Annotated in this window: 14 protein-coding genes; 1 reads left to right on the top strand and 13 read right to left on the bottom strand. The window is 58.6% G+C overall.

Annotated elements, in window-relative coordinates:
• The first annotated feature begins 2 nt into the window (after positions 1–2).
• A complete protein-coding gene (locus O3C79_RS18045; protein WP_494384218.1) occupies positions 3–689 on the top strand; it encodes a DUF4126 domain-containing protein in 687 nt (228 codons plus the stop codon).
• A gap of 4 nt (positions 690–693) precedes the next feature.
• On the opposite strand, the gene O3C79_RS18040 is transcribed toward O3C79_RS18045, so the two are convergent.
• The 13 genes from O3C79_RS18040 to O3C79_RS17980 all read right to left on the bottom strand — a co-directional run bounded on the left by O3C79_RS18040 (position 694) and on the right by O3C79_RS17980 (position 18,198).
• Positions 694–1,353: a CBS domain-containing protein gene (locus tag O3C79_RS18040; protein ID WP_010322303.1), complete on the bottom strand. Its 660-nt coding sequence runs from the start codon at positions 1,351–1,353 to the stop codon at positions 694–696.
• 41 nt (positions 1,354–1,394) lie between these two features.
• A complete protein-coding gene (mnmC, locus tag O3C79_RS18035) occupies positions 1,395–3,368 on the bottom strand; it encodes a bifunctional tRNA (5-methylaminomethyl-2-thiouridine)(34)-methyltransferase MnmC2/FAD-dependent 5-carboxymethylaminomethyl-2-thiouridine(34) oxidoreductase MnmC1 (RefSeq protein WP_494384217.1) in 1,974 nt (657 codons plus the stop codon).
• Positions 3,361–3,744 (bottom strand): Na+/H+ antiporter subunit G, encoded by a 384-nt coding sequence (locus O3C79_RS18030; protein ID WP_494384216.1) that lies wholly within the window; start codon positions 3,742–3,744, stop codon positions 3,361–3,363. The genes mnmC and O3C79_RS18030 overlap by 8 nt, the downstream gene beginning before the upstream one ends.
• Positions 3,745–3,750: 6 nt before the next feature.
• On the bottom strand, positions 3,751–4,020 hold the full coding sequence (locus tag O3C79_RS18025; protein ID WP_076466437.1) for a K+/H+ antiporter subunit F: 270 nt from the start codon (positions 4,018–4,020) through the stop codon (positions 3,751–3,753).
• On the bottom strand, positions 4,014–4,508 hold the full coding sequence (locus O3C79_RS18020) for a Na+/H+ antiporter subunit E (protein ID WP_494384215.1): 495 nt from the start codon (positions 4,506–4,508) through the stop codon (positions 4,014–4,016). Before O3C79_RS18020 ends, O3C79_RS18025 begins: the two co-directional genes overlap by 7 nt.
• Entirely contained in the window at positions 4,505–6,016 is a 1,512-nt protein-coding gene (locus tag O3C79_RS18015; RefSeq protein ID WP_494384214.1) for a monovalent cation/H+ antiporter subunit D, read from the bottom strand. The genes O3C79_RS18020 and O3C79_RS18015 overlap by 4 nt, the downstream gene beginning before the upstream one ends.
• Positions 6,013–6,378: a Na+/H+ antiporter subunit C gene (locus O3C79_RS18010; protein WP_010322297.1), complete on the bottom strand. Its 366-nt coding sequence runs from the start codon at positions 6,376–6,378 to the stop codon at positions 6,013–6,015. Before O3C79_RS18010 ends, O3C79_RS18015 begins: the two co-directional genes overlap by 4 nt.
• On the bottom strand, positions 6,379–9,174 hold the full coding sequence (locus O3C79_RS18005; RefSeq protein WP_494384213.1) for a monovalent cation/H+ antiporter subunit A: 2,796 nt from the start codon (positions 9,172–9,174) through the stop codon (positions 6,379–6,381).
• 163 nt (positions 9,175–9,337) lie between these two features.
• A complete protein-coding gene (locus O3C79_RS18000) occupies positions 9,338–14,206 on the bottom strand; it encodes a hybrid sensor histidine kinase/response regulator (protein ID WP_494384212.1) in 4,869 nt (1,622 codons plus the stop codon).
• Between the two features lie 28 nt (positions 14,207–14,234).
• Positions 14,235–16,049, bottom strand: coding sequence for a methyl-accepting chemotaxis protein (locus tag O3C79_RS17995; RefSeq protein WP_494384211.1), 1,815 nt, complete (start codon positions 16,047–16,049; stop codon positions 14,235–14,237).
• A 10-nt stretch (positions 16,050–16,059) separates the two neighbouring features.
• Positions 16,060–16,623: a chemotaxis protein CheW gene (locus O3C79_RS17990; RefSeq protein WP_494384210.1), complete on the bottom strand. Its 564-nt coding sequence runs from the start codon at positions 16,621–16,623 to the stop codon at positions 16,060–16,062.
• Positions 16,616–16,981: a response regulator gene (locus O3C79_RS17985; protein WP_494384209.1), complete on the bottom strand. Its 366-nt coding sequence runs from the start codon at positions 16,979–16,981 to the stop codon at positions 16,616–16,618. Before O3C79_RS17985 ends, O3C79_RS17990 begins: the two co-directional genes overlap by 8 nt.
• A 20-nt stretch (positions 16,982–17,001) precedes the next feature.
• The gene (locus tag O3C79_RS17980) at positions 17,002–18,198 is read right to left on the bottom strand and encodes a response regulator (protein WP_494384208.1); all 1,197 of its coding nucleotides are present in this window, start codon (positions 18,196–18,198) and stop codon (positions 17,002–17,004) included.
• Positions 18,199–18,364 lie beyond the last annotated feature (166 nt).

Here is an 18,364-nt window from a genome sequence, read left to right as displayed (position 1 = left end):
CTGTGGAACAGCTTGATCAGATTACTTCGCTGATAGCACTCACCATGGGCGTTGCCTGGGCCAGTGGCATTAATCTCTATGCCACTGTGCTGATGCTGGGTGTGCTATCCAATATGGGCCATCTGACGCTGCCGCCGGGGCTGGAGATCGTCAGCGATCCGCTGGTGCTTATGGCGGCAGGCTTCATGTACTTCGTCGAGTTCTTTGCCGATAAGGTGCCAGGGGTGGATACCGGCTGGGACAGCCTGCATACCTTCATACGCATTCCGGCTGGTGCGGCGCTGGCCGCAGGTGCCGTGGGCGATATGAGTCCGGTGGTAGAATTGGCCGCTGCCCTGGTGGGTGGCTCCATGGCGGCAGGAAGCCATGCGCTCAAGGCAGGTACCCGGGTAGTCATCAATACCTCGCCCGAGCCCTTGACCAACTGGACAGCCTCCTTCAGTGAAGACCTGATCGTGATCGGTGGCCTCTGGACCGCACTGAATCATCCGCTCTGGTTCCTGGGCGCGTTGATTCTGTTTATCGGGCTGCTGATCTGGATTCTGCCAAAACTCTGGCGTGCGGTTAAAAAGGTTTTCAGCACCCTGGCCAACTGGCTGAGTGGCAACCGCTCTCCATCGGACATACCGGAAGATCCATTGGAGCGAACCGCAGCTAAAGCCTCAGGCCGTCAACTGCCGCCGCAGTGATACCTCAGGCCCAGCTTTCGACACGGGCATTATTGATCAGCATGCGCAGCAGGTCGGTGCGACATACGATACCTTGCAGCCGGTCATGATCATCAATGACCGGAATAGCGCCGATATCGTAGCGCACGAAGCTGGCGGCAATGCTCGAGACAGGGGTCGCAGGCGAGGCCACAACCATCTGTTTGTGGTAGGCCTGAGTGACACTCACAGGTGAGTCGGTGCCTTTTGCCAGAATATCGTCTCGTGATAGCAGGCCAAGTGCCCGTTCATCGTCGTCGATCAGGATCAGGTGGTACACCTCTTGTGCCTGCATCAGTTCCCAGGCTTTACGCAGACTGGTATCGGTTGTGACGGTCAGTACCGGGCTGCTCATGACCTGCGCCGCTTTTAGCTCCTGAGGCTTGCTCGAAACTGACGCCTGTTCTCGGCCTGCCTGGTCATAGCCCTTGGGTGACTGGCGCCGGTCCTTGGGTGGTAGCTGAAAACGCTCCCGAGACAGCTCAATCCGTTCTTCAGTCCCTTGCTGCCGTTGTGCCTTGTCTTCGGATGCCGGCAAGCCGGATGCCTGGCTGCTTTGTTGCATCGACTCGACACCGCGTTGCCGAAACAACGAGTCAACGGGGGTCTGAATCCGATACCCCTGATCATAGATGACAAGTGCCATAGGCTACCTCCGCACTTACCGGAAAATACCGGCTACTCCTATTATAGCGACCCGCGAATCAGATTCTTGATTATAAATCGTCCTGGATGGAGGATTGGCAGTAGGTCAGCAGACAGGGGAGAGGGGGTTCCCGCGATCTGAGCCGCCAATAACTCTCCTGTTATTGGACCGCTAATAAGGCCTTTTGATCCGTGTCCGAGGTTGATAAACAGGCCGTTTTGATAGGCTGGTGGCTGGTCCAGTGGCCAGCGGGCGTCATCCCTGAGTTTGGCGTAGCGTTCGATATAGCCGTTCAGATCAGGCGCGGGCCCGGTCAAGGGTAAATAGTCCGGTGTACTGCAACGCAGTGCGACACGCCCATCCAGAGACTTGTCACTAAGGGCATGGCCCAATTCGGGCAACGCACGGGTCAGAATGTCCCGGTTGTGCGTATGCTCGTCTTCACGTACATCCAGTTCAGTCTCACCCACCTTGAATGATGCCCCAAAGCAGTAGCGTTCCTTCATAGGCGGCGAGATATAGCCTTCTCCACAGACCACGGTTTTCAACGCAGCCAGGTTGGCGGGCGCATCGGCCTGACTGGTTTGGCCTCGAATCGGTTTGAGTGGAAGCCATGACAGGGGGCTGAACTGACGGCTACTGCTGGCACAGCAGACCACGACCTGACGGGCACTGAAGGTGGTGCCTTCCAGCTGCCAGATGCCCTCGTGGCAGCTCAAGTCGCTCACTGGCGTGTTGTACTGGCACTGAATCAGCGGATGGTTCAGCAGCGCCTGGCACAGTGCCGGGGGCGAAACCCAGCCTGCACGGGGGAAGAACAGGCCTGATGTATCTATCTGCAGTCCTGCGAGTTCAGTGGCTTCAGCCCGAGCAACTGCATGAACCAGACTGTCAGGGTAGGCACCGGCCGCAACAATATCACCTTGGCGACTTTGTTCCCTGGCATTCAATGCAAGTTGTAACACACCACAAAGGTCGCCCAGAGCAGGGTCCTGCTGCATCAGCGGCTGCAGCAACGCACAGCTGTATTCCAGACCACAGAGGTGGAAGCGGCTGTGTGCCGTGGGTTTGGCCGGCAGTTTGGCATAGAGCGCACCCTGCGCATTGCCTGAGCCTTCCTGCGCAGGGGATGCGTGGCGTTCAACCACCTGAACAGGAATGCCTTTCTCGGCCAATGCCCGTGCAGCAGAAGCGCCGGCGATGCCCGCGCCGATGACAATGACAGGTTCTGTGCTGACGGGCTTGCGAGGTTCCGGAGGCAGGCTCCAGATCGGCAGCCGGGTTTTTGACTCCCCGTTTGTTTGCGCGGGCGCGGTCATGACTCCGGCAAGCATCTCGCGTTTGCGGCCAAACCCCGGGCGTTTTTCCACCTCAAAGCCGACTGCCTGGAGTCCGCGACGGACGATACCGGCAGCGGTGAAGGTGGCAAAACGCGTGCCCGGCTGACTCAGGCGGGCGATCTGCAGAAACAGAGCGTCAGTCCAGAGATCCGGGTTCTTGGCGGGAGCAAAACCGTCCAGAAACCAGCTGTCAATGCGGGCTTCCAGGCGCGGCAGTTGCTCAAGGGCATCCCCCAAGAGGAGCGTAAGGAGCACACGGCCGCCATCAAATCTCAGGGTATAAAAGCCTTCAACCGGTGCCGGATAGCCGTCAATTAATTGACGCGAACCTTCTGCGAACTGGGGGAAGGCTTCCAGCGCTCGGGCCAGGTCATCCACCTTGAGCGGGTACTTCTCACAGGAGATATAGTGGAGCTGCTGCGGTGCTTTGGACTGCTTTAGCCATAGATCACGGGCGCACAGAAAGTTGAGTCCGGTACCAAAGCCGGTTTCGGCAATGACGAACGACGCGCTTTCAAGGCTGGCAAAACGTTCCTCCAGGTGGTTGGCCTGGAGGAAAACGTGTTCGGTTTCAGCAATACCGCCATCGCGGTTGAAGTAGATATCGCCAAATCGGTCTGACTCCGGTGAGCCCGCCTGCCAGCTGAGCTCGGCGTTCTGCAGTCGCTCAATCATGACTGGAGCTGTCGGGAACCGCCGGTGGCTGCTGCTCGCGGGCACTGGCGATCAGGTGCTGTGAACGTGTGCGTCTCAGGGCGCGGTTCTCATGATGCAGTGCCGTTTTGGCCAGCATGTGTGCGGTGATGGGGGCTGTGATCAGCAGGAACAGCGTGATCAACAGTTCGTGTACGCTGAAATACCCCTGCTCGTAGGTCATCAGTACCATGGAGGCGATCAGGATGCCGCCCATACCCACCGTAGTAGCCTTGGTCGGTGCATGCAGGCGGGTGTAAACATCCGGCAGGCGGCACAGGCCGAGAGAACCGACCAGAACAAAAAAGCCACCGATCAACAGCAGTACACAGACCAGAATTTCAACCAGTATATTCATACATCCTTACTCAATAATATCGCCGCGCAAAAGGTACTTGCACAGGGCCACGGTGCTGACAAAGCCGAGCATGGCGATCAGCAGGGCCGCTTCAAAGTAGAGGTTGGTGCCCATGTGCATGCCGTACAGCAGAATCAGGGCGATGCTGTTGATGTACATGGTATCCAGCGCAAGGATACGGTCCGACAGATCAGGCCCACGCAACAGACGCCAGAGATTCAGTACCAGTGCGATACATACCGCGCCACTGACAATGAAAATGGTGGTATTCAGCATCCGAAAATCTCCTTCAGCGGGGCTTCGTAGCGCGCCTTGATTTCGGCAATCAGCGCCTGCTCATCGGTAATATGCAGCGCGTGAATGTAGAGCCATTTCTGGTCCTCTGAAACCTCGGCACTGACGGTACCGGGGGTCAGCGAGATGGTGCTGGCCAGCACGGTAATCGGCAGGTCTTCTTTCAGATCCAGCGGAATGGCGATGAAGCCCGGCTGCAGTTTACGCATGGGGCCCAGCACCAGAATGGCCACGTCGATGTTGGCGGTGACAATATCACCCAGCACACGCAGGGCATAGCGGGCTGCCAGCAGCGGCTTGAGGACGCGGGGCTGGTCTGTTTTCAGGGGTGCACAGAGCAGTGGGATGGTCCAGGCCAGGAAGGCTGCCAGCACCAGGTGGCCGGGTTCGACGGAGTTGTTAAGCAGCAGCCAGGCGACAAAGAGCAGCAGGCTGTGCAGCGGCATGGGCAGCCAAAAGGATCGACTCATGAGGGGCCTCCAGGCAGCAGAACATCCAGAGATGCGGGCAGCTGATGCAACTGCCGGGCAGCGGCATCGGTGTATTCAGTCATGGGACCGCCAAAGATCACCATCAACGGCGCTGCCAGCAGCAGCAAGGTAACGGCTGCAACCTGCCAGGGAGAAGCCGGATCTGACTGGCTTTTGTCGGTGCTGCGACGCCAGAACAGAGTCGTGCCGCCGCGTGACAGAGCGATGATGGTAATCAGGCTGCTGATCAGGATGGTGGGCCATACCCAGAGCATTTCAGATCCCTGCTCGGCCGACTGCAGCATCAGCAGTTTGCCGACAAAGCCGGAGAACGGCGGAATACCGGCAATGGTCATGGCTGCGACGAAGAAACAGACACCCAGCAGTGCAGGCTGGCGCACCTTGCGAGACATCACGAAACGGTCTCCCGCCTTGCCGCGCTGTTCACTGATCAGGCCTGCCACCAGGAACAAGGCTGCACTGATAAAGGTACTGTGAACCAGGTAGTAAAGGCCTGCGGCCGTGGCTTTTTCATTGTGCAGTGCGACCGAGATCAACAGGGTGCCCACGGATACGATCACCAGGTTGGCGGTCAGTTCACGCAGGTTGGGGCTGGCCAGAGCACCGACACTGCCGGCGACAACGGTCATGATCGCCAGCGGCCAGATCCAGGGTTCAATCATGTTGGCCAGTGGCCCTGCGTTTTCACCGAACACCACGGTATGGACACGGTACAGGCTGTAGATGCCGACCTTGGTCATGATGGCGAACAGCGCCGCCACAGGAGCCGCAGCGGATGAATAGGCGCGGGTGAGCCAGAAATGCAACGGCAGCATGGCTGCCTTCAGGCCGAATACCACCAGCAGCAGCATGCCACCGGCACGGGCCAGCACGGCCTCTGCTTCAGACAGCTTGGCGACCTTGGTCGACATGTCAGCAATATTCAGGGTGCCCAGGGTGCCGTACAGCATGCCCAGTGCGAACAGGAACAGGCTGGAGCCTACCAGGTTGAGCGCCACATAGTGGAAGCTGGCCTGGGTTTTCTGCTTGCCACCGCCGTGAATCAGCAGGGCATAGGAGGCGATCAGCAGCACCTCGAAGAATACGAACAGGTTGAAAATGTCCCCGGTCAGGAAAGCGCCGTTAATCCCCATCAGTTGGAACAGAATCAACGGATGGAAGTAGGCACCGGTTCGATCTTCGCCGGCACAGGCATAAAGCAGTGCGGCCAGTCCCAGTACCGAGGTCAGCAGGACCAGCAGTGATGACAGCAGGTCGGAGACCAGCACGATGCCAAATGGCGGCTGCCAGTCACCCAGTACATAGAGCTGAATGCCTTCGGCACGGGTATGCAGCATCAGGGTCAGTGCGGCCAGCAGGGTCAGCGCCGACACCACCAGTGATGCGATGCGCTGGCGTTCCAGGCTGGCGCTGAGCGGCGGCAGCAGAAGCAACAGTGCCCCCAGCAGAGGCAGTAGAACCGGCAGTATGGGAAGGTGTTCGATCATGCCTGGTCCTTCTTGCGGCGTGTTTTGGTTTCAGGTTGCGGGGGCAGTCGGCCGTCCACGTGGTCGTTGCCCAAATCGGCGCGTGCGCGCATGGCCAGAATGACCACAAAAGCGGTCATGGCGAAGCCGATTACAATCGCTGTCAACACCAGTGCCTGGGGCAGCGGGTCCGCATAGGTATAGGAGGTGCCCAGAATGGCGGCACCGTCCAGTTTCAGGCGTCCACTGGAGAACAGGAACAGGTTGACGGCATAGGACAGCATGGTGAGACCCATGACGACAGGAAAGGTTCGCCCGCGCAGGCAGAGGAAAATGCCTGAAAACGTAAGCAGGCCAACACACACGGCATATACGGCTTCCATTTATTCAGACTCCGGCTGAGTTGGACGGTGGTTGGTGGTGAGCTTGCCCAGGTTGGCCAGGATCAGCAGCGTCGCGCCGATCACGGTCAGATAGACGCCGAGGTCAAACACCATGGCGCTGGCCAGTTCGAACTTGCCGATCCAGGGCAGCTTGAAGTAATCGAACCAGGAGGTCAGGAAGGGGCGCTCGAACACCCAGCTGCCCAGACCTGTCAGTGTGGCGATAAGCACACCGCTGCCGATCAGCCACTGGTAGTCCAGCTTCAGGCGAGCCTTCATCCAGTCGACCCCGTGGGCAACATACTGCTGTACCAGCGCTACCGATGTCACCAGGCCGGCGATAAAGCCACCGCCCGGCAGGTTGTGGCCACGCAGGAAGATGTACACGGATACCAGCAGCGCCAGCGGCAGCAGACTCTGGGAGATCACGGCCAGCATCATCGGATGGCGATCACGCGCCCAGGGGCGGCCATGCTCATCACCGGCCGGCATGAACAGGCGCATGCGTGCGATCAGCTTGAAGATACCCAGCGCTGCAATGCCCAGTACGGTGATCTCGCCCAGGGTATCGAAGCCACGGAAGTCCACCAGTATCACGTTGACCACGTTGGTACCGCCGCCACCGATCTTGCTGTTGGCAAGGAAGTAGTCGGAGATGCTGTCCAGTGGTCGTGTCATCATGGCGTAGTTGATGGTGCCGACCACACCACCGATCATGGCGGCAATGGCCAGATCACGTACCACACGACGGGGTGAGGATTCCTTCGGCGTTTTCTGCGGCAGGAAGAACAGTGCCAGCATCAGCAGGATCACGGTTACGACTTCCACCGACAGCTGCGTCAGCGCCAGGTCGGGTGCCGAGAAGCGGGCAAAGGCGATGGACACGATCAGGCCCACCACGGACAGGGTCAGCAGGGCAATCATACGCTTGCGGTGCCAGATCACGGTTGCCAGTGCACTCAGGCACAGCAGTACTGCAGCGGTGATTTCAACACCATCAATGGGCAGGTGCGGTCGCAGGCCGGCGGTGGTATTCAGGTCCATCAACGGGCCTGCGGTCAGTACCAGCGCGAACAGCAACAGCAGCCACATATAACGTTGCAGCGAGCCGTTCTCGTAGAACTTGTGCACGCGAGTCGCCGCCGCGACCAGCCATTGAATGGCACTCTCAAATGCCATTTTGGCGTCCGTTTCCGGGAATTGCGCCTGGAACTGGTACAGATGACGGCGGTTATAGTAGATCATCAGGCCGCCCATCATGGCGATCACGCTCATCAGCAGCGGCAGGTTGAAGCCGTGCCAGATCGACAGGCTGTAATCGGGCAGGTTACCCGCCAGTACGGCCGATGAGGCCGAGTCCAGCAGACCGCCAATGATGTAGCCCGGGAAAATACCCAGCAGCAGACAGAGCGCTACCAGAATCTCCACTGGAATACGCATGTAGCGCGGCGGTTCATGAGGTGTTTTGGGCAGGTCGATCGGTTCGCCGTTGAAGAACACATCATGGATAAAGCGGGTGGAGTAGGCCACCGAGAACACACCGCCCAGCGTCGCCAGCACCGGCACCATCCAGGACAGGGAGCCCAGCGACACCTGATGCAGGGTCTCGGCGAAGAACATCTCCTTGGAAAGGAAGCCGTTCAGCAATGGCACACCGGCCATGGAAGCGGCAGCGACCATGGCCAGCGTGGCGGTATAGGGCATGTATTTCCACAGGCCGTTGAGCTTGCGCATATCCCGCGAGCCTGACTCATGGTCGATGATACCGGCGGCCATGAACAGTGATGCCTTGAAGGTGGCATGGTTGATGATATGGAAGATCGCGGCCACGGCAGCCAGCTGGGTGTCCATGCCCAGTAGCAGGGTAATCAGGCCCAGATGACTGACGGTGGAATAGGCCAGCAGCCCCTTGAGGTCGTGCTTGAACAGGGCGATATAGGCGCCCAGCAGCAGGGTTGCCAGGCCAGTCAGGCTGACAATCAGGAACCAGAGTTCGGTGCCGGACAGTACCGGATAAAAGCGTGCCAGCAGGAAGATACCCGCCTTGACCATAGTGGCCGAGTGCAGATAGGCACTGACCGGCGTCGGTGCCGCCATGGCATGCGGCAGCCAGAAGTGGAACGGGAACTGAGCCGACTTGGTGAAAGCACCCAGAAGGACCAGCACCAGCGCAACCGGGTAGGCGCTGTGCTCACGAAGGGTATCGCCACTGGCCAGCACCACGCTGAGGTCGTAACTGCCGACAATATGGGCGACCAGCAACAGACCCGCCAGCAGGGCAAGACCACCGGCACCGGTGACTGTCAGTGCCATTCGTGCACCCTTGCGGGCCTCACTCTTGTGGTTCCAGAAGCTGATCAACAGGAAGGAGCTGATACTGGTCAGCTCCCAGAACAGCCATAGCTGGATCAGGTTGTTGGCGGTGACAATGCCCACCATTGCTGTCATGAACAGGATCAGGTAAGCGTAAAAACGGGACATGGAGTCCTGTTCGGACAGGTAATAGCGGGCATAGAGGATGATCAACAAACCGATGCCCAGAATCAGCAGGCAGAACAGCAGTGCCAGACCATCGAGGCGGAAGGACAGCTCCAGCCCCAGGGATGGAATCCAGCTAAAACTCTCCTGCAACGTCGTTCCCGCGAACACCTGGGGTGCCGCATACAGGACCATGAACAGCGCAACGGCTGGCAGAATGGCGGTCATCAGCGCGCAGGCGCTGCGTCCGAACCTTTCGGTCAGGAGTGGCATCAGGGTACCGAGTAACGGCAATAAAGGTATCCAGAACAGGTTCATCAGCGGGACGAACTCCAGTCAGTTAAGTGTGTGGTGAATGCTACCGGCGGACGCCGATACAGCCGATATACTATAACAAAAGTAGTAGTTTATACCGTTTGAAGGCGCAGGAGTCCACCGCTGCCGCCGTCCATCCGGAGAGGATGGAACGGCGGCAAGGCGACTAGAACAGCAGGGTCTGAACCTGGTCCAGCACCTGGGTTTCGGTCCAGGGTTTGGTCAGGTAGGCAGAGACACCGGCGGCTTCTGCTTCGCCACGGTGTTTGTGGGTGGAACGGGAGGTGATCATCACCACAGGGATGTTGTTGTACTGCTTGCTGTTGCGCAGGATGGCCGCCAGTTCCATGCCGCTCATGCGTGGCATTTCCAGGTCGGTCAGGACAATCGCAGGCGGTTCCTGACGGATCTTGTCCAATGCATCCAGGCCATCGATGGCGGTGCGTACTTCGTAGCCGCTGTCGCTGAGCAGGGTTGCCAGTGTCTTACGGGCACTGAGAGAGTCATCCACCACCAGGACTTCAGGCAGGTGCAGGTTGAACTCGGGCTCTGCCAGTTCGGATACCGGACTCAGGGCCGAATGACGCTGGCGGATACGTCCCTGCAGGTCAACGATGGGCGCCACGCTGCCGTCGGCAAGAATGGTAACGCCGGGCACGCCGGGGATATCGGGCAGGTGCTCGCCCATGGACTTGAACACCTGCTCGCGGTGGGCCAATACTTCGGGCACAAATACCGCCGCTTTTTCGCCCTGGTCCAGTTTGACCAGTAGTACCGGGAACAGACGCTTGCCGCTGTAATCCCCGGGCTTTTCACCCAGTAGCGTTTCCAGCGTGTAGGCCGGGTATACACCTTCTTCTGTAGTAAAGGTCATGCCGTCATCGGAGCTGTTGATCTCGCCATCGGCCGATAGCAGGCTCTGCTCAATGGTGTGGCTGGACAGGGCATGGATACGCTTGTTGGCGCTGCGCACCAGCAGGGTATGGATCAGCAGTGACGAGGCCGGCAGTGCCAGGTCGAAACGAGTGCCTTCATTCTGTACCGAATGGATACTGATGGTGCCCTGCAGGCGGGTAACCTGCTGATACACCACGTCCATGCCGATGCCACGTCCTGACAGCTGGCTGATTTCATCACGGGTCGAGAACCCGGGAATCAGAATCAGGCGCTGGGCTTCGCTGTCGGAAAGCACACGGCCCCCTTTCAGCAGGCCTTTACGCTCGGCAATTTCCTTAACGCGGGTGACGTTGATGCCGCCACCGTCATCGGCACAGCTCACCTGTACCTGATTCTGCGCCTGACGGAAGCCGATGGTAAGCGTACCGACCTCGTCCTTACCGTTGGCTGCACGGGTTTCGGGGTCTTCAAGACCGTGGTCCACCGCGTTACGGATAATGTGCATCAGGGGGTCGGCCAGCTGGCTCAATACCTGGCTGTCGATCAGTACGCCTTCACCTTCTATGACCAGGCGCGCCTCCTTGCCGGCTGCACGGCAGGCCTGGCGCATGATGCGCTGCATGCGCGAGCTGAGGGTTTTGACCGGAACCAGACGGGTGCTGAGTACGTTATCCAGCGACTCCTTCTGCAGGTTGGTCTGGGACGCATGCATTTCGTCCAGGTGACGCAGCTGCTCGGCCATCTCACGGCCCACCTCGCGTACGTCGGCAACCGCTTCCTGCAGCTGCGACAGCGTTGTGTGCATGCTGTGGTAGCGGTCCATTTCGAGCGGGTCGAAGTGGCTGTCATCGCCGTTTTCCGTGGGATGCAGTGTGAAGTAGTCCTGCAGTTGCTGTTCGATGTCGAACATGACTTTCTGCAGTACACGCTGGCGGTCACGGTTGGCGCGCGCCAAGCGGTGCATCTGACTCAGACGATCATCCAGCTGGGCGTTCAGAGTGCTGGACTCACCGGCGATTCGGAACAGGTTATCGAGCAGGCTGACCGGAACACGAAGTTGGCCCTGTTCGCCGCCGCCCTGGGCAGCCTGTTTCTGCTGCTCGGCAGGCTTGTCATCCTTGGGCGCAGGAGCAGGTGTTTTCTTGCGTTTGGGTTTGCCGCTCAACGCCTGGCCAGCCGCCTCTATACCTTCGGTACGGAGGCGGTAGAACCAGTCCATCATGCTTTGCAGCACTTCCATCGAACCGTCGGGGCTGGGTTCTGACTCGCTGATCGACTCGCTCATCTGGGCCAGGCAGTCGATCGCTTCGGTTAGATCTTCCGCCAGCTGAGGGCCCGGCAGGGTCTTGGCGTCGGTGAGTACCTCCAGCACGTCTTCCATGCAGTGGGTCAATTTGGCCGGACCGCGAATGCCGGCCATGTTGGCCAGGCCCTTGATGGTGTGGGCTGCGCGCTGGGCACTGAGCAGGGATTCGGTCTGCTCTTCCTCCAGTACCGCCTGCAAGTGCTGCTGGAACTCGTCCACCAGAGTGGGCAGCTCGTCGTAGAGCATTTCCAGCAACTGGGGATCGATATCATCTGCAATGGCCAGCTCCACATCTTCCGGTGTGGCCTGAGGATGCTCGATATCCTCCGGTGACTGGATGCTCGCTAATGCCAGCAGCCCGGTGATGAACGCGGACTGTTGAGGGTCGGCGTGGATGGGAAGCCCCGGATCGCTGATGGCATCCACCAGCGTATCGCGGTTGCCCTTGTCGCCAAGGTCATCCAGGTGTGTCTGCAGGGCTTCCAGGCAGTGGGTAAAGTGGTTGTGCTCGTATACTTCCAATGGCAGCTGGCGCTGGATCATGTAATCCAGGTTGCGTCCCAGGCCTTCCAGCAGAATGCGGATGCCGCTCAGGTGAACGGTTTCACAGGCCCGTTCCAGTGGCAGAAGGGCTTCCTGGCTGGCTTCCAGCAGTGCCGAGTTGCTGTTGGGCTTTGTTTGCTCCCACAACTGGGTCAGTTGCAGCAAGGAGCCGGACAGCATGGTCAGAATCTGAGGATCGACCTTGGGGCCTGCATTCTCAAGCAGGCTCATATCCACGGTACAGAAATCGGGCTGTTCCAGCTCGACCGCTTCTGCCACGGCAGGCGTTGACTCGACCGGCTCCGGTTGCAGTTCTGGCTGAGCCGCAGGCTCAAAGTCAGCCTCGGCAAGCTCTTCGACCGGTGCATCGGCAGGTGAAAACGCCTCGGTGACCAGCGCGTGCAGCTCGGCCTGATCGTCAGCTTCCAGTGGCGCCGGCCAGTGCGCGTCGGCCAGCAGCTCGATGGTTCGGTTGCAGGTGTCGGCATCCGGAGTTGCCAGCAACTGGTCCAGCTGCTGGCACAGTTGAGTGGCGAGAGGGTTGGTGAGATCTTCAAGCGCCTCGCAGGCTTCACCGGCCAGCGCGAACAGATCGGAGATCAGTGTAGGATCGCGCTCTGCCAGAGATTCACTCAGCTCCATCAACTGTTCGGACAGGGCTTCACCGGAGTCGGCAGCGTTCAGTGCAGAACAGGCAGGCCCCGCTTCGTTTACAGCCTCAGGCGCAGTCGTTTCCTGTGCTTCTGCGGTGATGATGTCTTGCTCTGTGGTCTGCTCGGTTTCCTGAGACAGGAAAGCGGCATCAATCAAGGACTGTAGCTCGGCCCGGTCTTCAGCATCCAGGGGCTCGGGCCATTGCTCATCGCCCAAGGCCGTCAGAACGGCGCTGGCGTTGCTTTGGTCGGGCTGCTCCAGCAGCTGATCCAGTTGCATCAGCAGGGACTTGAGCCCCGGGTGGTCCAGGGATTCCAGCGCGCCACAGAGCTCAGCGGTCAGTGCGCACAGGTCTGAAATCAGCGTGGGCTCACGCTCTGCCTGGGTTTCGCTCAGCTCAGCCAGCTGATCGCACAGGGCTTCTAGGTCGTCACTGCTGTTGAAAGCCGCTATGGCGGGGCCGGAGAGGGCTGATGAGTCCTGAGTTTCCGTGGAAGGTTCTTCGCGCTCGGAGAGCGCTCCCACAGGCGCTTCACCAGGTGTCGCTTCAGGAGTGGTCTCAAAAAGCGCCTCAGAGGAAGCTTCAGAAAGCGCTTCAGGAACTGCCTCAGCCTCGTCAGGTTCTGCTACAGCCGTTTCGGGCTCGGTTTTCGGTACGCTGGCATCTGCCTGGAACTCTTCTTCAATCAGCGCTTGCTGTTCGGCCAGATCTTCAGGGTCCATGGGCTCGGGCCAGTCGGCATGACCTAACACATTCAGTGCAGCGGTTGCGGTGTCCAGATCAGGCGTGCTCAACAGCTGATCCAGCAAGCTGGCCAGTTCAGCGGCTGGGCTATCGTCCAGACTTTCCAGAGAGGCGTATTGCTCGGCGGCGAGAGCGCAGAGGTCCGAGATCAGAGGCGGGTCCTGTTCTGCAAGGGACTCGCTTAAATCAGCCAGCTGTTCGCTCAGAGCTTCAGGGTTGTCTGACTGTTTCAGGGCACTGGTGACAGGGCCAGGGGGTTCTGATGAGGGCTGAGTTTCCGAGGTGGGTTCTTCGCGCTCGGAGAGCGCTCCCACAGGTGCTTCCTCATGCGCTCCCACAGGAGTTTCTACAGGTGCTGCCTCAACGCTATCCATGGATACGTCTTCCATGGTTGCTTCGGTATCAGGGGAAAGGTCCTCTTCGGGCAACAGCTGGAAGTCCAGGTCGTCAATTGAGACTTCATCAGCCTCGTCGTCCTGTGCAGACCCGGCTTCGAGTTCTGTCTCTGCCTCGGATGAGCCTGCCGCTGTCAGCTTCGGCCAGTCTTCGGCCAGCAGCTCGGGCAGCATATCCAGATCCTCGGCCTCCAGCGGTGCCTGCCAGCTGTCGGCTGTCAGGATACCAGTGGCGGCGGCGAGTAGGTCGTCCAGTGCCAATCCCTTGCCTGGTGCCTGCAGAATAAGGGCCAGTTGTGCCTGATGTTCAGGGGCCAGTGCAGCTTCTTCCGCTGCTACCAGCTCGGACATGAACGCCAGCAGGTCTCCCAGCCCCGGTAATTCTGTTTCCTGACAGGTTTCTGACAGCTCGGCCAGCTGCTCGGCCAGTTGTTCCGTTGGCTGGTCGAGCTGCTCGCCCAGGGCTGTCAGCTGGTCGGCCAGCATCGGCTTCATACCGCTTTCCTCCATCTGCCGGCGTTCCTTAGTCTTCAGCCTGATGCTGCAGTTTGAACACGCTGATTGAGCGCTGCAGTTCGTCGGCGGCGCCTACCAGGCGGGAGGAGAGCTGTTTCTGCTGCACCATCTCGCTGTTGGTTGCCTGGGTAAAGGCGTTGATGCTGTCGGCACGCTGGCGCAGGGTCTGGGCCAGTTTGGCCTGACCGGTCGCGTTCTGGGCGATACGGACAACGGACTCTACCAGTGACTGGGTAGTGCTTCGGGTCTGTTCCATGTGCTCACCGGCCTGTTCAGCCAGGCGAGTACCAGTGACAACGTCCTCGATAGCGGTGTTGATAACGTGGATGGTGTCGGCAGTTTCCAGCTGGATGTTATTGACCAGGTTCTCGATCTCGGCGGTTGCCTCACGGGAGTTCTCGGCCAGACGCTGTACCTCGTCTACCACCACCATCAAGCCACGACCGGCTTCACCGGCAGAAGCAGCATGCATACTCGCGTTCAGGGACAGGATGTGGGTACGCTCGGAGATGTTGTTGATCAGGTTGATGATACCGCCGATCTCCTGCGAACGTTCGCCCAGACGTTTGATACGTTTTTCCGCCTCGTGGATGGTCTGACGCATCTTGTTGATACTGTTGATGGTCGCCGATACGGACTCTTTCGCTGTTTCGGAGGTGCTGATTGCCTGTTGGGATGCAGTGTTGGACACACTGGCCAGTTTTGCGATCAGCTGCATCGCCTCGATGGCGGAGTCCAGACCTTCCAGCGTTGCGTTGATCTCTTCCTGCTCCTTGTTGGCCTGTTCCAGAACCGCTTCTGACTGGCCTTTTACCTGTACGGAGGAGGTGTTGACCTCTTTGGTGATATGGCTGACTTCCAGCAGTACCTTCTCGATGGACTGGGTCAGCTGGTTGATGGAGTCGGCGATGGCACCAGTGATGTCTTCGGCTACCGGCACGCGAACGGTCAGGTCACGCTGACTGATCTTGAAGACGCTCTGGATCAGTTCAATGATGGAGTTGTTGAGTTTCTTGTTCTCTTCAGCCTGCTTGGCGATGGCCGTTTCCTTCTCGTCCAGCAGCATATCCAGTACGTTGGCCATCTGGCCCAGCTCGTCGCCACTTTCCAGACGGGTACGGGCTTCGGTATCACCACCACGTACGGCATCTACAGTTTTCTGGATGCGACGAACAGGGTCCAGTACACCGTATTTAACAATCGCCAGGGCAACCGCCATGGCCAGACCCAGAATCACCAGCGAGGCGAAGAACAGCTTGATCATCTGCGCCGTGTCGGCGTTACGTTTTTCACTGTCTTCGTCGGCATAGACAGACGTTAGCAGCTGCATCTGTTCGTTGACCTCACGCAGGTCGACCAGGGTTTGGCCGAAGCTCTGCTGCAGCGATGAAATCTGGGAACCCGGGTTGAGGGTACGCAGGTTAACCCGTTTCAGCGCGGTCATTTTCTCATCCAGCTGCAGCTGTTCCAGACGCTGCTGAATGTTCTGGCGGTCTTCGTTAGAGCGCAGCTGCGGCAGCAGAGCGTTCAGTTCGTTGTGCATACGCGTTGCAGATACGATGAACTGCTTCAACGTGTCGTTGCTCGGTGTCAGACGGGCGTTGGTCAGGGCTACCTGAGCATCGGCCAGGGAGAGGTCCAGTCGGCTGGCATCTTCGGCCAGCTGCCGTGTCTCGCGGCTGGTGATCTGGGCCTGCTCGTCGATCAGGATGGTCTGATAGTAGGCAACGGCAATTGCGATGATGCCTATAACCAGCAGAACACCGGCAACGGCAAACTTGATCCCCATGCGAAGATTTTGCAGTTCCCAGAAAAGCGGCATGGTGCGTCCCTCATGAATTGTCTTGCGCTTCGGCTTTCGCCACAGGCTGATGAAAGTTATTTTTTAAATAGTTCAGTAGTGCGGCGTGATCGATCTCAAGCCATTGTTTGCCCTGGCTGCTGTAACCTGCGCGGGCAAATTCATTCAGCGCGGTATAGTGGGCAGGGGGCTTCTGGTCCAGTCGTTCGGGGTCGTTCAGTACACTGGGCGACTGCTCCAGCAGGATTCCCGCTGTATGCGGTTGTTGACCGAACAAAAAGACATAGACCGGATTGCGGCGATCAATCGGTGTACCGGTCAACCAGTGTTGCAGGTCGTACACCGGAACCGTGTGGCCTCGGTTGTTGATAAAGCCGGTAAACCAGGGTGGAGTATCCGGAATTGCACAGATCTTGCTGCCAGAGGCAATTTCCGAATACACCTCGGCGGCCAGCATCAGGTGCTGCTCGCCCAGAACAAAACCGTGGCGAACCACGCGGTGCTTGGCACCCTCTTCCGGCGTTGCCAGCAGCACATCCTTGCCACTGGCAAGGAGGCTGTTAATGGATTCCAGAGGGGCTTCGCTGTCAGCCATGGGCTGTTACCTGATCCAGAATGTCCTGATCGGTAAATGGCTTGGCGACGATAGCAGTGGCGCCCTGGAGCTGGGCCCAGACGCGGTCGGCCTCTTCGTGCTTGCTGGACACGATAATCACCGGAATGTGCTTGGTGGTGTCGCCCGTCGTGATCTGGCGGCAGGCGGAAAAACCGTCAATGCCGGGCATGACAATGTCCATGAACACCAGGTCAGGGTGCTCCTGCTCTGCAAGGGTTACGCCCTGTTGTCCATCTGCTGCGACCAGCAGCTCAGCACCGGTCTGGCGCAGGATATCGCAGAGGCGCTGCTGGTAAACCGGATCGTCTTCAACAACCAAAATTTTCTTTGCCGACATGGGGTGTTACGTCCTTACTGTCACTGGTCCCGTTTGGATTGAAAATCACTGACCCAGCGCGATACACGCTTGATCACTTTTTGAAATTCGTCAGGGTCGATGGGTTTGGTCAAATAGGTAGAAGAACCCGCCATGATGCCCTTAACCTCATCCAGAGGAGAGGTTTTCGACGACAACATGATGATGGGCGTCTTTTTCAGCGCCGGCATGGCGCGCATCTGTGTACAGGTTTCGAAGCCGTCGATGCCGGGCATCATGATATCCAGGAAGATAAAATCAAAATGCTTGGCGGCTACTTTTTCCAGAGCGGTCTCGCCATCATCGGCGAAATCCACATTAATCTTCTGTTCCAGCTTCTCCAGCTCCTTGGCCAGCACCTGTTGCATGGGATGGCTGTCATCCACCACCAGAACCGAGTACTCCATTGAGGATGCTGCAGCATCCTGTTGCGCCTTCTGGCGCTGGGCTTCCTCGATCTGAGAATCGTATTTCTTGAACAGGTTATCCTTGTCATCACCAACGGCATCGGCCTGAGGGGCAGGCTTGGCCGCGGGTGTTACAGGTGCGGCGGGTGCCGGTGACGGCTGTGCATCAGCAGCGGAGGGCTGTTTGGTGACTGGTTCTGCCTGAGGCGCTGCAGCCGGTGTTGAAGACGGAGCTTTGGGCGCAGGCGCAGTTGGTTGTGCTTGCTGCGGAGCAGCTGCCGGAGCCGTTGCAGATGGTTGTGCAGGTGTGGCTGGCGCTGGCGTTACAGGGCGAGCGGCAGGCTGCACTGGCTGAGTCGGGGCCACGGTAGGGGCCGGTGCCTCAGGCTGCTGAGGTTTAGCCACAGGTGCTGGCTGGGGTGTTGCAGCCGGGCGAGCCTCTGGAATAGTGGGCTGAGGGCTGACAGCTGGCTTGGGTTCAGGCGTTGCCGCCGGTTTGGCCAACGGTGTTGTGCCATCAATGATGCGCAGTACGCGTGATGAAATAAAGGGTAATTTCAGGTGCGGGTGACCATTCGGTGGTGCAACACGACTGGCCACCAGGATATGGCTGCTGGGCAGGTCAAAATCGTTACTGAGGCTCAAGCCTTCTTCACCAAATACGACCAGAAGGTCTACGCTACCTTTCTCTGGAGTTTCAACCAGCTCGTAGGCACGAGTCTTGGACAGGCTGAGTATACGTTGCAGCTTGGTTTGCTGATCAGCCGGGAATGCCAGGATCCCAATCTTCATACTGTTCCCTGCGGGCACTGTGCGCGACTCTAGAAGGCCGTGCTGTTATCAGAATGGCATCGTATTCAAGCACGAAAACAATGCAGTTCCGTTACGGTTTTAGAAGATTTACAAGATGATGACAACAACAACCCTGTAATTTATGTGTTCTTTTTATTATGTGTTG

The organism is Marinobacterium sp. NO-S09, from assembly GCF_059179545.1.
This window is presented reverse-complemented; position numbering and strand designations above follow the sequence as displayed.

Bases quoted from the DNA above. Each gene is read 5' to 3' on its own strand.
- O3C79_RS18040 (WP_010322303.1), bottom strand. From the start codon at position 1,353: ATGGCACTTGTCATCTATGATCAGGGGTATCGGATTCAGACCCCCGTT.
- mnmC (WP_494384217.1), bottom strand. From the start codon at position 3,368: ATGATTGAGCGACTGCAGAACGCCGAGCTCAGCTGGCAGGCGGGCTCA.
- O3C79_RS18030 (WP_494384216.1), bottom strand. From the start codon at position 3,744: ATGAATATACTGGTTGAAATTCTGGTCTGTGTACTGCTGTTGATCGGT.
- O3C79_RS18025 (WP_076466437.1), bottom strand. From the start codon at position 4,020: ATGCTGAATACCACCATTTTCATTGTCAGTGGCGCGGTATGTATCGCA.
- O3C79_RS18020 (WP_494384215.1), bottom strand. From the start codon at position 4,508: ATGAGTCGATCCTTTTGGCTGCCCATGCCGCTGCACAGCCTGCTGCTC.
- O3C79_RS18015 (WP_494384214.1), bottom strand. From the start codon at position 6,016: ATGATCGAACACCTTCCCATACTGCCGGTTCTACTGCCTCTGCTGGGG.
- O3C79_RS18010 (WP_010322297.1), bottom strand. From the start codon at position 6,378: ATGGAAGCCGTATATGCCGTGTGTGTTGGCCTGCTTACGTTTTCAGGC.
- O3C79_RS18005 (WP_494384213.1), bottom strand. From the start codon at position 9,174: ATGAACCTGTTCTGGATACCTTTATTGCCGTTACTCGGTACCCTGATG.
- O3C79_RS18000 (WP_494384212.1), bottom strand. From the start codon at position 14,206: ATGAAGCCGATGCTGGCCGACCAGCTGACAGCCCTGGGCGAGCAGCTC.
- O3C79_RS17995 (WP_494384211.1), bottom strand. From the start codon at position 16,049: ATGCCGCTTTTCTGGGAACTGCAAAATCTTCGCATGGGGATCAAGTTT.
- O3C79_RS17990 (WP_494384210.1), bottom strand. From the start codon at position 16,623: ATGGCTGACAGCGAAGCCCCTCTGGAATCCATTAACAGCCTCCTTGCC.
- O3C79_RS17985 (WP_494384209.1), bottom strand. From the start codon at position 16,981: ATGTCGGCAAAGAAAATTTTGGTTGTTGAAGACGATCCGGTTTACCAG.
- O3C79_RS17980 (WP_494384208.1), bottom strand. From the start codon at position 18,198: ATGAAGATTGGGATCCTGGCATTCCCGGCTGATCAGCAAACCAAGCTG.